We start from the raw sequence: 12,320 nt of genomic DNA on the forward strand, positions 1-12,320 counted from the left end.
ATATATAAAACGCAAGACATGAAAACGCTAGTAACCATCTTCTTTATCTTCTTTATCAGCTTCGCTGCCCAGGCTCAGGAAAATACCGCTGAGGTGAAGATTGAAACTGCGAAGAAAGAGATCGTTACTGAGACTGCTAAAGAGAACAGCGTTGCTCGTCTTTATCGTTTTAAGAATAGCAGGATCAAAAAGGAATTGTCTTTTAAAACTAAGAAGAGTGCTTCTAAATTGGCTTAGGTCTCGACTCCGCTCGACCTGACAAAGCCTTTCGACTCCCGCGCCAGAGGCGGTTTACGTATCGAAGGAATGCGGGCGCTTCCCTAACAAAGAGTGATTGCCCTGATATTATCTTCTGTTCTTGTTTTGGTCATATCGAGCGGAGTCGAGATATGGCATCTCGGTATTATAATAGGTCTCGACTCCGCTCGACCTGACAAACTCCGTTCGACCTGACAAAGCCGCTCGACCTGACAATCACCGCTCGATCTGATCTAACCAGCTAAAAAGGTGCTATGCTTGTTTTGCGTTTAAGGGAGAACAAATGTTCAATTTGGAATTAGCCGTTATCAGAATTTACCTTCTCCATAAAAGCCATCAGCACATTCGCGGGAAAGACCAACTGTACAACCAGGGTGATCATCAACAGGGCCAGGATCACCATACTCACCGAATTGTTATGCTGATAGACCTCCAGCATTTCCAGATCCATCCTGTTTTCTCCTGAAGGATTTAAAGGCAATACCTCCTTGTAAAGAAGGGTGCAGAGAAAAATAAGAATCGGACCTATCAGGGAAGTTCCCACATGCAGAGCGTTTAAGCGATAGCGCAGCTTTTTTCCCGTTCTGTGCATTATCCAATAAACCAGGGCAATCAAAAACCCGAACAGGGCCAGCAAATGAAAAATCCACCGCTGCTGAACTACAACATAGGTGTCATGGATGTTAAAATCAAAATTGACCAGGGGTATGATAAAACCCAAAGCGATCAGTATCAGGCTTGCCGGGAAAAAAAAGTAATGTGGTTTCTCAAATAGCAGCTTCATCTGCTCCTTTTATATCTCCAAGATACAGATAAAATACAGGGTTTTAAAACCAAAGGACTCAACCGGATACTAGTTCAATGTGAGAGGCGGACCTACCACACTCATTTCGCAATCGGAAAAGATCTTATCGATCTCTGCCATGTCAGGTTCATGGTCGAGTCCGGCCATCGTCAGGAAAAACTCTTCCATTTTACCTGCAGGCTGGAACAACACATTCATTTTTCCTGTTTTGGATACCTGTGTCCAGGCATGGGGAACGGCCTTCGGCAGGAAGATATGTTCCCCTTTTTCGAGATTGAAGTAGGCTTTTCCTACCTTAAACCGATAAGCGCCCTCAATGACATAAAACACTTCATCCTGATAGTGGTGGATGTGCAGGGGTGTACCCATCCCCTGTGAGATGGATGTTTGCTGAAAGATGGTCATGCCCCCTCCCGTATCCTTCCCGGATACTTTTAGGTCCATAATGTTGTGGTTCACCCCTTTCAGGGTAATGCGTCCATATAGCCTGGCTTCCCCGGCTTTCACTTTGAATCCTGTCCTGGTACTCTGACTCTGACAGGCGGTTGCTGACAAACTAACAAAAGGCAAAGCCCCGATGCTGAGAGCAGTTGTGAGAAACTGGTTGCGTTTCATCTGGAATAGGATTGAAGTGGAAATGCGTAAAGTACTTCTGATTAAAGCTATATAAATGTATAGTATTCCGGAATCGCTTTTACAAAGGGAGATCTCTTTATTTTCAGTTGTATAACAAGGGATAGCCGGGCATTTTCAGCTTGTAGAATTGATGGTTATTAATACTTCTGTCTTTAACTTCGCTCCTCAAAAGGCAGGATAATCCCTTTCTCCAGGTACATTTTAAGTCCGTTTAACAACATAGCCCAGCAATAAGAGGCGGTCTTAAAATGGGCATTGCAAGCCGGCCAGCCTGTGTGGAAGAAATGGAGCCTGACACCGTCGCCGGACTCTTCGATCTCAAAACCAAAGCTGGTAGGATCCCAATCGGCATCTGAACGGGTCATTTTAATACTGAAAAGGGTGTTTGGCTCGCAGTCACTTACTTCCCCGTACCAGTCGTAATCAGGAGTAAAATAGAAGTTGTAGGTACTTCCTTTGGCGGGAGTACCACTACATCTAAGAGGCCACCAGTTTATTAGGTGTTCAGGTAAGGAAACTGCCTTAAACACGGCCTCAGGCGAAGCTGCAATACTAAGGTCGTGGTAAATGCTATAACCACGGGCTTTCTCCGACGTTTTCTGATGGTCTTCCATAATCATATGGGTTTACCCTGCTCTAATAAAAATACACTTTTTTCAGAAGGTAATGTGGGTTCTCCGACTATTCTATGGCCCATACCACTTGTATTGTGGCGTTGTAAACCAGGTCGCTAGGTGTAAAGCCGTCAACTTTCATGGCATCGGCCTCTAAGCTCATCATCGCCCGTTCGGTCCTTATAGGCGCATTATGGGAATTCCCGTACTGAATACGGGTCACCTTCTTTAATTCTGTTCCTGACGCCTTTGCGATAACCCCTGCCTTTCTAAAAGCGTCTTCGGTGGCCAGCTGTATCAAACGGTCCTGAACGGTTTCCTTCAGGGGATCTGAGATTTTAAAGCTAAAATTGAGGTCGAATTCCGTTGCCCCGGAGGAGAACTGACGCAGGATCTTGCGGATATTATCTACCGAATTCTCAAAATCGAGGTGCAGTTGCTGGGTGGCGATATAACCACTGTCTATCTGCTGATTGTTCCTGTATTTAATATTCTTCCGCACCTGGAAATTATCCGTAAAGATGGCGTCTTCCGAAAAGCCCATTTTCCGGATTTGTGCTTTGATGTCTTCTGTTTGACTGCCTAAACCGTTGATGGCATCCCCGAACTGCATTTCTACCTCACTTAGCGTCATGTTCAGTACGCCGGTATCAGGGGCAATGGCCAGCCGGGCAGTACCCGTTACCTCAAGTTCTGATTGGGAATGCTGTGCAATGGCCAGGGTAGTAAGGAAGAATAATATAAAAGATAAGCTGTTTTTCATGACGTAATAAGGTGCTGATTTATACACCTCTAATGTACTTAATTCTTCAGCGATTCTAAAGGGCTGAATTCTTTTTCAGCAGGGATGCACAAAACCCCGGAAATTCTTCTTAAGTAAGTCCTTTTAAATAAGTCCGGCCCCCAGGGCAAGGGAGATCAGGATCAGCATAATGGCCACCGTAACCTGCAGGAAGCGCAGGGTTACCTTCTTAAGTAACCTGTTGCCAACAAAGGAGCCGGCTATGCCCGCGAGGGTGGCACAGAGGACCAGGGGGACGTAGTCTCCGAGTCCGGCTGTGGCAAAACGGGTAGCGTAGACACTCAGGCGGGTAAAATCGACCAAGGTAGAAACCACAACAGCTGTTCCTATAAAAACCTCCTTAGATAGTCCGGCTTTGATCAGGAAAGCGCTTCTCAGCGCACCCTGGTTCCCTGACAGTCCGCCAAAAAAGCCACTCAGGGCTCCCCCCAGGGGTAGTTTGTCCTTGCCGAACTGCAATTTGTTAAACCAGGGCAGCAGGTCCATGCTGGCAAAGATGATCAACAGGATAGAGATCAGGAATTTAACCGGATATACTTCAAAATGCTTTCCGAAGGCATCGTAGGCGAATAAGGGTTGCACGTCACTGATATTGAGCAACAACCAGGAACCGAATACAGCTGCCACTACTGCCGGGATTCCAAATTTAATCAAAACTTGTTTGTCGGTATTCCGGCCTACGAGGAATAGTTTGTATATGTTGTTAAAGAAGTGTACAACACCGGTAAGGGCAATAGCCAGTTCCACAGGGAAGAAAATCATAAAGACCGGGGTGAGGATAGTCCCCAGCCCAAAACCTGAGAAGAAGGTCAGGATGGCAACGAAAAAGGCCACTAAGGCAATGACAATGTATTCCATAGGCCGGTAAAAATAAATGAATTCAGATGTATATAAAAAAGCAGCTAATCTGATAGCCTTTTTCTTTATTGACCCCTTTTAGGCAAACTTGCCCATAATCATCGCGTAATTGAATATTTGACAAGTAAAAATGGCTCAGAATTCCGATAATCTACCTCTTTTTTCGGTAAGTGGTTTTAAGGGTTTGTGACGTTTACCGATGATTTTTTGCACTTTACCCAAGTTCTTGCCAGATACCGAAAAATAAGGGTTTTTCAGCGAACGGGAAGGGGCAGGACCCCCTATCATGGCGTTTTTATTATATAAAACGCACAACATGAAAGCTATCGTAACTTTAATCTTCGTTCTCTTTATCGGCTTCGCTGCCCAGGCTCAGGAAAACACCGCTGAGGTAAAGGTAGAAACTGCTAAAAAAGAGATCGTTACTGAAACTGCTGAAGAGAATAAGGTAGCTCGTCTGTACCGTTTTAAAAATAGCCGTGTCAAAAAGGAGTTGTCTTTTAAAACTAAGAAGAGTGCTTCTAAACTGGCTTAGGTCTCGACTCCGCTCGACCTGACAAACTCTGTTCGTCTCTCGTGCCCGAGGCAGGTAGGCGCTCGACCTGACAAAGCCGCTCGACCCTAAAATGAATTTTAAATACTTATACTATGATTCTTACTGTTTTTCTTCTGCTTCTTCTGCTTCCGACGCTGCTTCCTCTTCCTCTTTTAAAAGTGTATGTTGAAGAATATTGATCTTTTTAAGCTTGGCCTTCCAGGTTTTTAAGGATTCTTTTTGTTTGTTGATCTTATCTACCACTTCCTTTACCAAGGGATTGTCTTCCGAGGCATTCGAAAAGAACTGTAGGTTATTCTCCAGCTGGTTAATCTCACTCTTGCCTTCGTCTATCTTCCTTTTGATAAAACTCCTTTCTTTCCGCAGGGCGTAATCGTCTTCTGTAGAGGCTAACTGCTTTAATTTATTTCCGTATTTCAACAATTCGGCTTCCTGCTGGGTTACCCCGAGCTTTTTAAGGACCCCGTCAACAATCTTATTGAATTTTCCGTTGATGCTTTTCTTATTAAAAGGAACTCTGCCTATAGTCCTCCATTCCCCAATCAATGCTTTAATGGTAGCAAGGTCTTCCTCCCTGGATTTTCCCGGGCTAAAGGCCTGTAATTTATCGAGGCAAGCCTTTTTCTTCTCCAGGTTTTCAGTTTCCTGGCCGCTGGCCTTGTTCTTACTGGCGTGCATCTTGTCAAAATAATGGTTGCAGGCCGACTTAAATTCTTTCCACAGCTTGTCTGAATACTTTCTGGGCACATGCCCGATCTGTTTCCATTCCTGCTGGATCTTCTTCATCTGAGGGGTAACGGTATCCCATTCCTCGGAATCCTTGAGGGAAACCGCCATTTTAACCAACTCCCTTTTCTTTTCCAGGTTAACCTGCTGATCTTTTTTCAGGTTTTTATAAAAGACATTCTTCTTGCGGTTAAATGCCCTTACAGCCTCCTTAAAACGGTTCCAGGTGTCTTCGTTCACCTTCTGGGGAACCTTTCCGGCAGCAAAGAAGGCAGAACGCAGGGCTTCAAGTTCCCTGATCTGTTTTTGAAGGCCTTTGTGGTCATTGGCAACACTTTCTCCAAGGGCAGTGATGGCATCGATAATTTCATTCTTCTTTACCAGATTCCCTTCAAAACTCTTTTCCAGCTCCTTAAAATGCTCCTGCCTGCGCTGGTGCATGGCCTTAGTTGCATTGCTGAAACGCTCCCATATGGCCTCCCGGTGTTCTTTGTCGACCGGACCTATATCTTCTTTCCAAATCTTGTGCAGGGTTTGTAACTCCCTGAATGCCTTGTTCAGATCTGGTTCCTGGGCCAGTGCTTCTGCACGTTGTACCAGTTTTTCCTTCTCCTCCAGGTTGTACTTAAAGTCGAGATCCCTTAATTCCCTGTTTAAATGCAGGAAGTCGTAAAATATCTCCACATGGTGATGGTAGGTACGCCATACGTCATTGTAGTGGCTACGGGGAACTGCACCTGCGTGACGCCATTGTTCCTGCAGGTCTTTGAAATTTTTATAAGTGGTATTGATATCTTCTTCAACGTTCACCAGGGCCTTGAGTTCTTCAATAATATGAAGTCGTTTTTCCAGGTTCGTTTTTAAATTTTGTTCCAGGTTGCGATAGTAGGCGTTTCTTTTTTCGCGATAGTCTGAATAGACTTCATTAAACTGTCTTTTCGCTACTGAATTATATCTGAAATCGATTTCATTCCCCCCATTGCTTATGAATTCTTCCTTTTTTTCTTCCAGGAATTCCTGGAATTTCAGGTCGAATTCCGATTTGATGGCATCCACATGGTTTTTTATGGCTTGTACCTTTTCGGTACGGATCAGGCGCTGAAGTTCGCCTACGAGGTTCTCCATGGTCATGGAGTGGTAATCCTGCATGGGAATATGATGCCTCCGATGATTTTCTTCATCCTCGGCATCTTCGGCATTGGTCTCGTCTATCTCATCGATAGCCTCTTCTTCTTCCCCTTTTTTCGGGGCCTTCTCCTCCTTGGTCGCCTCCTTCTTTGGCGGAGTTTTGCTTTCCTCAGCCTCCTCTTTGGCCACAGGCTTTTCCTCCTTAATTTCCGGAGCTTTGCTTTCCTCAGCCTCTTCTTCGGCTACGGCCTTTTTCGTCTTGGTGGTGACGCTCTTGGATTTCACCTTTTTCACGGGTTTATCCTCTGCTGCCTTCCCGGAAGTTTTCTCTGAAGTCTTCTTCTCCTCAGTAGTCTCCGATGTCTCTTTCCCCCCTGCATCAAGCTGCAGTTTCTCTTCTTTCTCTTCCAACATGATTCTTTGGATTTATTGCTCTAGCGGGATATAATCCCTCTGTAAGATACTAACAACCCCACAGACATCAAAGGTAATCCTTCATCTTTTTAGAAGTGGCAAACCCCTGAAATTTATTTAAAAAATGATAATAATCCTATTTCTGCCAGATCTCCCACGACTTATCTGCCTGGAACTTTAGCATGGACGAACCATTACAAATTGTCGCTCCCTGTCCCTCTCCGGCCTTTAAAAATGCCGTTTTTTCGGGATTGTAGACCAGGTCGTATAAGACATGCTCTGAACCTAAATACGAATAAGGAATAAGCGGTTTTTCCTCTACCTTTGGAAAGGTTCCCAGGGGAGTACAATTGACGATAAGGGTGTACTTCTCCATGTCTTCTTTTCTGAGATCGTGATAAGATCGCTGATCTTCTTTGGGATTCCGCGACACTTTAACGTATGCTATTCCCAATTTTTCCAGACTATAGGCGATTGCCAGGGATGCTCCCCCGGTGCCTAGTATCAGCGCATGTGTATGATTAGCACCCTGCAGCAAAGGTTTTATGGATTCCTGAAAACCGTAAGCATCAGTATTGTAGCCTTCGAGTCCGGTTTTGGTGAATTTGATGGTATTTACAGCCCCGATGGCTTTTGCCTCAGGGTCTATCCGATGTAAAAAGGGTAAAATATCTTGCTTATAGGGAATGGTGACATTAAGGCCACGGAGGTTTTCTTCCTCTTTCAGGAGTGTTTCCAGGTCTGTTATATCCCTCAGGTCGAAATTCTCATAGGAACAATGCTGGAGCCCCTCCTTTTTGAAAAACTCAGTAAAATAGCCTTTGGAAAAGGAATAGGAAATATCCCTTCCTAAAAGCCCGAACCTATGCTTTTTTTCTGTTTTTTCCATACCACTCTAATCCGATGAGGATGAATATACCAAGAATGACGAAAACTACAGCCCACCATGTGTCTGCATTATTCAGTTCTGGGAGATAACGTTCGTAGTTTCTCACTATGGGATCCCCATTACTGTCCCTGAGGACAGTACCCAAGGCGTCTTCAACAAAGATTGTTCTTTTCCAGGGCCAGACCACGCCCAGGCTTCCTGTGATAAAGCCTATGATCACTGCAGTGGTTGTATGCCGGAAATGCTTTAAAACATAGCCCAACAGATGCGAAAGTGTCACCAGGCCTGTGGCCGAACCCAGGGTAAATACTGCCAGGATTTTCAGGGTATCGAGCCGTTCCTGATTGGAGGTAAAGCCGAAATCACCCTGAATCACCTCGGCAATGGTGTCGTATAGTGCATTTACCGAGTCTACAAGTAGTAAAACATAATTCCCAAGAAGAATCAGGATAAATGAGCCCGATAAACCGGGTAAGGTCATCCCGGAGACACTGATAATCCCACAGAGGAAGATAAACAGCAGGTTGTCATTTTCCCTGGCCGGACTAAGAAAACTGATGGATATACCTACTACCAGGCCTATGAGTCCCGCGATAATAGTTTTTCGATTCCAGTGTTCAAAGTCTTTTGAAATAAAGTAGATCGACCCGATAATCATCCCAAAAAAGGTGGCCCAGACAAATAGTTCATTGTGTTCCAGAAAGTAATCGAGTAACTTTGAAACGCTGAAATAACTTACCAGCATCCCAAAGATGAGCAGGGTGAGGAACTGTCCGTTTACATAGCGGTAAAAACTCTTAAACCTACCGTTAAAGAGCAGCTTAAAGGCTTTGAGGTTGATTTTTTGGAGGGAGTAGATAAATTCTTCGTAAAACCCCGCCACAAAGGCAACAATACCTCCGGATACTCCCGGTACCTTGTTAGCCGTACCCATGGCCAGACCCTTGATAACAAGGAATACTTTATCAATAAAAGATCTGGGTTGATGCATGATAGTTTGCTTTATTTTTTAGCAGCAAGCTTTTCAAGCATAAAAATAAGCGAAAAACCGGCTACAGCCAGAAGAATCGCCCAGAGAAGTTGTGGATCTTCGGGATAGGAGAGGGGAGAAACGTTTTCTTCCAATACGGGAATGCTTTTTCCGTCAAATTCCCTGGTTTCAATTACTATTTTCCAGGGCCATATTTTGCTGAGGGATCCGATGATAAAACCCGTGAGCAGGGCCAGCGTCATGTTTTTGTAATGCTGAAACATCCATTTCAACAAGCGGGCAAAAGACAGCAACCCGAAAATAGCCCCTGTAAATACGGTAGCCAGGATAAGCAGATTGCGCTCATGGACGGCATCGAGGATTGTTTTATACGATCCCAGTAATACCAGGATAAATGCTCCGGAGATACCAGGCAGGATCATGGCGCATATCGCCAGGGCCCCTGAAAGAAATAAGTAGGGGAGACTTGCCGTGTTTTCTACCGGGGGTAGCTGGGTGATGTAATAAGCCGTAGCCGCTCCGACAACCAGCATTACCAATACAGCCAAACGCCATTTTGTAATGGCCCGGGCTACAAAGATGACACTGGCCACCACGAGGCCAAAGAAAAAAGACCATAAAAGTACCGGTTCATTGATGAGCAGCCAGCTGATCAGCCTGGCGAGTGTGATCACGCTTACGGCGATCCCCAGGAATAACGCTAACAGAAATTTTCCATTCGCCTCCTGCCACATGGCGATAAAACCCTTCTTGGGTAAGGTTTTAAATACGGCAGGCCCGATCTGATTAATAGAGGTGATCAATTCCTCGTAAATTCCTGAAATAAAGGCGATTGTACCTCCGGACACTCCGGGTACAACATCGGCGGCGCCCATAGCCATGCCCTTGAGGGTAACGATAAGGTATTGGAAGAAGTTGCGGTTAGCCATGATTTTGAAAAAGCAAAAATAGTGCTTTTAGTCCGAAGCGTTCTGTACACTGGCTATAATGTTTCGCGCCCATACAGAATCGAAAAAGGAAGGAAACTCGTCTTTAAAAATCTCGAGTTGTTCAAAATCTTTTTTTAATGCCCTTCTGAATCTATACTGTGCCTTAACCGGATCATTAGCCATAAGATAGAGACCGGCCATTTTGTATAGGATCACGGCCTCCTCAGGATAAAATTCGAGTCCCTGCAAAAGGATCTGAATGGCAGCTTCCACTTCTTCGTTCTGGGTGACGACCTCTGCCCAGTTTAACCAGGTATCCAGTTCGTAATTCCCCAGGTCAACGGCTTGTTTAAAAGCGAAATCAGCTTCGTCATAATTCTCCAGAGCTGCGTGGATACGGGCGCATTTTTTCCAGTATTTGGCATTTTCTCCATCGATATTGATGGCTTTGTTAATATAATAGAGGGCCCTTTCGTAATTGTCTTTTTTAAAATAAAATTGAGTAATTGCCAGCCATCCTTTGTCTAGAAGGGGATCCTCGTGTACAGTTTGGTAAAAATAGAATTTTGCAAGATCGTCATTGTGCAGTTTTTCATGACACTTGCCAATTCTCAGATAGGCATGAGAGGTAGGATCATCAATGGTAATTGTGGTCTCGTAGTTTTCAATGGCTTCATTGTATTTTCCCAGTTTCTCAAGCACTTTTCCCTTTTCAAAATACGCCCCGATAAAGGTGTCGTCTGCAATAATGGCGAAATCAAAAGCGGCCAGGGCTTCCTCAAACATCTTCAGGGTAAAGTATTGTTTTCCCAACTGGTGCCAGGCTACCTGGCAGTACGGATTGCGTTCCAGATAATTATTCAGGTATCCTATGGCCCCTTCGTAATCTTCCAGAAATTCGAAGCAATAAATTACGTTGTACAAGGCAGAATAATCCTGATCGTCAAACGAAACACACTTCATAAAGTGAATCTTTGCCTTTTCAAAATCATCCATAAACAGGTATTCCATCCCCAGGAGGGCGTATATATCAAAACTCTCCTCTGAAATTTCAAGCGCTTGGTGAAGCAGGGCTACCGCTGCTTCATGATTGTCTTTTTTGGAATAAATATTAGCCCGCTGAATATAAATCTCTTCATTTGTGCTATCGTACAATTGGAGTTTGTCGAGGATTTTTTCGGCTAGTTCCAGATTGTTTTCAAAGACCAGTACCTCTACGTTGAGCAACTTGAGCTCCATGGATTCGGGATGTTGCTGCAAACCTATCTTGATGGCCTTCTTGGCCAATGAGATCTTTCCATTGTTCAGGTAGTGATGAATGATGTCTTCAAAATCTTCGGCATCGAAGAAGTAGACATCATCTGTCTTGAGCATGGATTCGAATTTTGTAATGGGCTGATTTGGTTTCTCGTTAGGATCTAACGCCATAGGAACTTACTTGGTTAATCTATGGACTTAAAAATAGTTTTTAAAACCATTTTTATCTCCGACTCTGTGCTATATTATTAACAAAATAGTTAACAAACTATTGTTTTAGGCCATCAAGTACCTCCAGGATGATTGCGCATCCCTTCTTAATTTCTTCTTCGGAAATGGTCAGTGGAGGAGTAATTCTGACGGCATTTTTTTCAAACAACAACCAAAAAAGGACCAGCCTTTTTTGGGCGCACAAAACTACTAAATCATTTGCTATTTTACTACTTTTTAAAAGTATACATAGCATTAATCCTTTCCCTCTTATTTCCTCTATCAGCGGGTGTCTGAGACGTTCCCTGAACAGCGCTTCCTTAGAAATAGTTTGGGAAATTAAACCCGTACCGGTAAGTACTTTGAGTGTTGCCAGCGCTGCGGCTGCTATAACAGGGTTTCCCCCGAAAGTTGTGATGTGTCCCAGCATGGGATTTTCCATCAGGGTAGCCATCATTTCCCTTGAAGCCGTAAATGCCCCTACTGGTAGTCCGCCGGCCATTCCCTTTCCCATCACAAGGATATCCGGTACAATTCCGTAATGTTCAAAGGCAAAGAGTTTTCCCGTTCTCCCAAATCCCGGTTGTATCTCATCCAGGATCAGAATTGTGCCTGTTTCGTCACAGCGTTTTCGCACGGCTTTGAGGTAATCACCTTGAGGCTGGATGAAACCCGCACCCCCCTGAATGGTCTCCAAAACAACGGCGGCTGTACGTTCTGTGATTTTTTCCAGGTCTTCCTTCCGGTTAAATTCAATAAACCGGATATCAGGTAGCAAGGGTCTGAAAGGTGCCTTCCTTTCCTCATAATTCATCAGGCTCAGACTGCCCATCGTATTGCCGTGGTAGGCATTCTTCGCTGCGATAATCTGAGATCTGCCCGTATATCTCCGGGCAAGTTTTAATGCCCCTTCTATAGCTTCCGTACCTGAATTGACCAGATAGGTGGTTTCAAGCGAAGCTGGTAATAATCCTGCAAGTGTTTTAGCGTATTCTACCGCAGGTTGCTGCGCGTATTCTCCGTAGACCATTACGTGCATATACGTCCTGGATTGTTGCTCAACGGCCGAGACAACTGCGGGGTGACAATGACCCAGGCTGCAGGCAGAAACACCTGCTACAAAGTCGAGATGTGCCTTTCCCTCGGTATCGTAAATATAACTTCCCTCGGCCCGGGACACTTCCAAGGCCAGGGGGTGTGGCGTAGTTTGTGCCTGATACAATAGGAAGTCTTTCTTCATCTTTCTT

At 44.7% G+C, this 12,320-nt stretch carries 13 protein-coding genes; 2 read left to right on the forward strand and 11 right to left on the reverse strand.

The window, feature by feature from the left end:
- The first annotated feature begins 18 nt into the window (after positions 1–18).
- Positions 19–237 carry a hypothetical protein gene (locus ACA086_RS13695; protein ID WP_371003913.1) on the forward strand — a complete coding sequence of 73 codons (219 nt, stop codon included), beginning with the start codon at positions 19–21 and terminating at the stop codon, positions 235–237.
- A 319-nt stretch (positions 238–556) separates the two neighbouring features.
- Here the strand turns inward: ACA086_RS13695 and ACA086_RS13700 are convergent, their stop codons facing one another.
- The 5 genes from ACA086_RS13700 to ACA086_RS13720 form a co-directional block, all read right to left on the reverse strand.
- Complete coding sequence (locus tag ACA086_RS13700) at positions 557–1,042, reverse strand: hypothetical protein (protein ID WP_371003914.1); 486 nt, start codon at positions 1,040–1,042, stop codon at positions 557–559.
- A gap of 69 nt (positions 1,043–1,111) precedes the next feature.
- Positions 1,112–1,678, reverse strand: a complete 567-nt coding sequence (locus tag ACA086_RS13705; RefSeq protein ID WP_371003915.1) for a cupin domain-containing protein — start codon at positions 1,676–1,678, stop codon at positions 1,112–1,114.
- A 173-nt stretch (positions 1,679–1,851) separates the two neighbouring features.
- Entirely contained in the window at positions 1,852–2,313 is a 462-nt protein-coding gene (locus ACA086_RS13710) for an SRPBCC domain-containing protein (protein ID WP_371003916.1), read from the reverse strand.
- Positions 2,314–2,380: 67 nt separating this feature from the next.
- Positions 2,381–3,076 (reverse strand): SIMPL domain-containing protein, encoded by a 696-nt coding sequence (locus ACA086_RS13715; RefSeq protein ID WP_371003917.1) that lies wholly within the window; start codon positions 3,074–3,076, stop codon positions 2,381–2,383.
- Between the two features lie 123 nt (positions 3,077–3,199).
- Positions 3,200–3,973, reverse strand: coding sequence for a sulfite exporter TauE/SafE family protein (locus ACA086_RS13720; protein WP_371003918.1), 774 nt, complete (start codon positions 3,971–3,973; stop codon positions 3,200–3,202).
- 316 nt (positions 3,974–4,289) lie between these two features.
- On the opposite strand from ACA086_RS13720, the gene ACA086_RS13725 reads away from it, so the two are divergent.
- On the forward strand, positions 4,290–4,508 hold the full coding sequence (locus ACA086_RS13725; RefSeq protein WP_371003919.1) for a hypothetical protein: 219 nt from the start codon (positions 4,290–4,292) through the stop codon (positions 4,506–4,508).
- A gap of 120 nt (positions 4,509–4,628) precedes the next feature.
- Here the strand turns inward: ACA086_RS13725 and ACA086_RS13730 are convergent, their stop codons facing one another.
- The 6 genes from ACA086_RS13730 to ACA086_RS13755 all read right to left on the reverse strand — a co-directional run bounded on the left by ACA086_RS13730 (position 4,629) and on the right by ACA086_RS13755 (position 12,313).
- Positions 4,629–6,797, reverse strand: coding sequence for a DUF349 domain-containing protein (locus ACA086_RS13730; RefSeq protein ID WP_371003920.1), 2,169 nt, complete (start codon positions 6,795–6,797; stop codon positions 4,629–4,631).
- A 136-nt stretch (positions 6,798–6,933) separates the two neighbouring features.
- Positions 6,934–7,686 (reverse strand): shikimate dehydrogenase, encoded by a 753-nt coding sequence (locus tag ACA086_RS13735; RefSeq protein WP_371003921.1) that lies wholly within the window; start codon positions 7,684–7,686, stop codon positions 6,934–6,936.
- Positions 7,661–8,677, reverse strand: a complete 1,017-nt coding sequence (locus tag ACA086_RS13740) for a DUF368 domain-containing protein (RefSeq protein ID WP_371003922.1) — start codon at positions 8,675–8,677, stop codon at positions 7,661–7,663. The genes ACA086_RS13735 and ACA086_RS13740 overlap by 26 nt, the downstream gene beginning before the upstream one ends.
- A gap of 11 nt (positions 8,678–8,688) precedes the next feature.
- Positions 8,689–9,606 carry a DUF368 domain-containing protein gene (locus tag ACA086_RS13745; protein ID WP_371003923.1) on the reverse strand — a complete coding sequence of 306 codons (918 nt, stop codon included), beginning with the start codon at positions 9,604–9,606 and terminating at the stop codon, positions 8,689–8,691.
- A 27-nt stretch (positions 9,607–9,633) separates the two neighbouring features.
- The gene (locus tag ACA086_RS13750) at positions 9,634–11,034 is read right to left on the reverse strand and encodes a hypothetical protein (protein ID WP_371003924.1); all 1,401 of its coding nucleotides are present in this window, start codon (positions 11,032–11,034) and stop codon (positions 9,634–9,636) included.
- 97 nt (positions 11,035–11,131) lie between these two features.
- A complete protein-coding gene (locus tag ACA086_RS13755; protein WP_371003925.1) occupies positions 11,132–12,313 on the reverse strand; it encodes an aspartate aminotransferase family protein in 1,182 nt (393 codons plus the stop codon).
- Between the last annotated feature and the right edge of the window lie 7 nt (positions 12,314–12,320).

Origin of the sequence: Muriicola sp. E247 (assembly GCF_041358175.1) — a bacterium.
Classification (GTDB): domain Bacteria; phylum Bacteroidota; class Bacteroidia; order Flavobacteriales; family Flavobacteriaceae; genus Muriicola.

Bases quoted from the DNA above. Each gene is read 5' to 3' on its own strand.
- ACA086_RS13715 (WP_371003917.1), bottom strand. From the start codon at position 3,076: ATGAAAAACAGCTTATCTTTTATATTATTCTTCCTTACTACCCTGGCC.
- ACA086_RS13720 (WP_371003918.1), bottom strand. From the start codon at position 3,973: ATGGAATACATTGTCATTGCCTTAGTGGCCTTTTTCGTTGCCATCCTG.
- ACA086_RS13735 (WP_371003921.1), bottom strand. From the start codon at position 7,686: ATGGAAAAAACAGAAAAAAAGCATAGGTTCGGGCTTTTAGGAAGGGAT.
- ACA086_RS13700 (WP_371003914.1), bottom strand. From the start codon at position 1,042: ATGAAGCTGCTATTTGAGAAACCACATTACTTTTTTTTCCCGGCAAGC.
- ACA086_RS13710 (WP_371003916.1), bottom strand. From the start codon at position 2,313: ATGGAAGACCATCAGAAAACGTCGGAGAAAGCCCGTGGTTATAGCATT.
- ACA086_RS13725 (WP_371003919.1), top strand. From the start codon at position 4,290: ATGAAAGCTATCGTAACTTTAATCTTCGTTCTCTTTATCGGCTTCGCT.
- ACA086_RS13745 (WP_371003923.1), bottom strand. From the start codon at position 9,606: ATGGCTAACCGCAACTTCTTCCAATACCTTATCGTTACCCTCAAGGGC.
- ACA086_RS13730 (WP_371003920.1), bottom strand. From the start codon at position 6,797: ATGTTGGAAGAGAAAGAAGAGAAACTGCAGCTTGATGCAGGGGGGAAA.
- ACA086_RS13705 (WP_371003915.1), bottom strand. From the start codon at position 1,678: ATGAAACGCAACCAGTTTCTCACAACTGCTCTCAGCATCGGGGCTTTG.
- ACA086_RS13755 (WP_371003925.1), bottom strand. From the start codon at position 12,313: ATGAAGAAAGACTTCCTATTGTATCAGGCACAAACTACGCCACACCCC.
- ACA086_RS13740 (WP_371003922.1), bottom strand. From the start codon at position 8,677: ATGCATCAACCCAGATCTTTTATTGATAAAGTATTCCTTGTTATCAAG.
- ACA086_RS13750 (WP_371003924.1), bottom strand. From the start codon at position 11,034: ATGGCGTTAGATCCTAACGAGAAACCAAATCAGCCCATTACAAAATTC.
- ACA086_RS13695 (WP_371003913.1), top strand. From the start codon at position 19: ATGAAAACGCTAGTAACCATCTTCTTTATCTTCTTTATCAGCTTCGCT.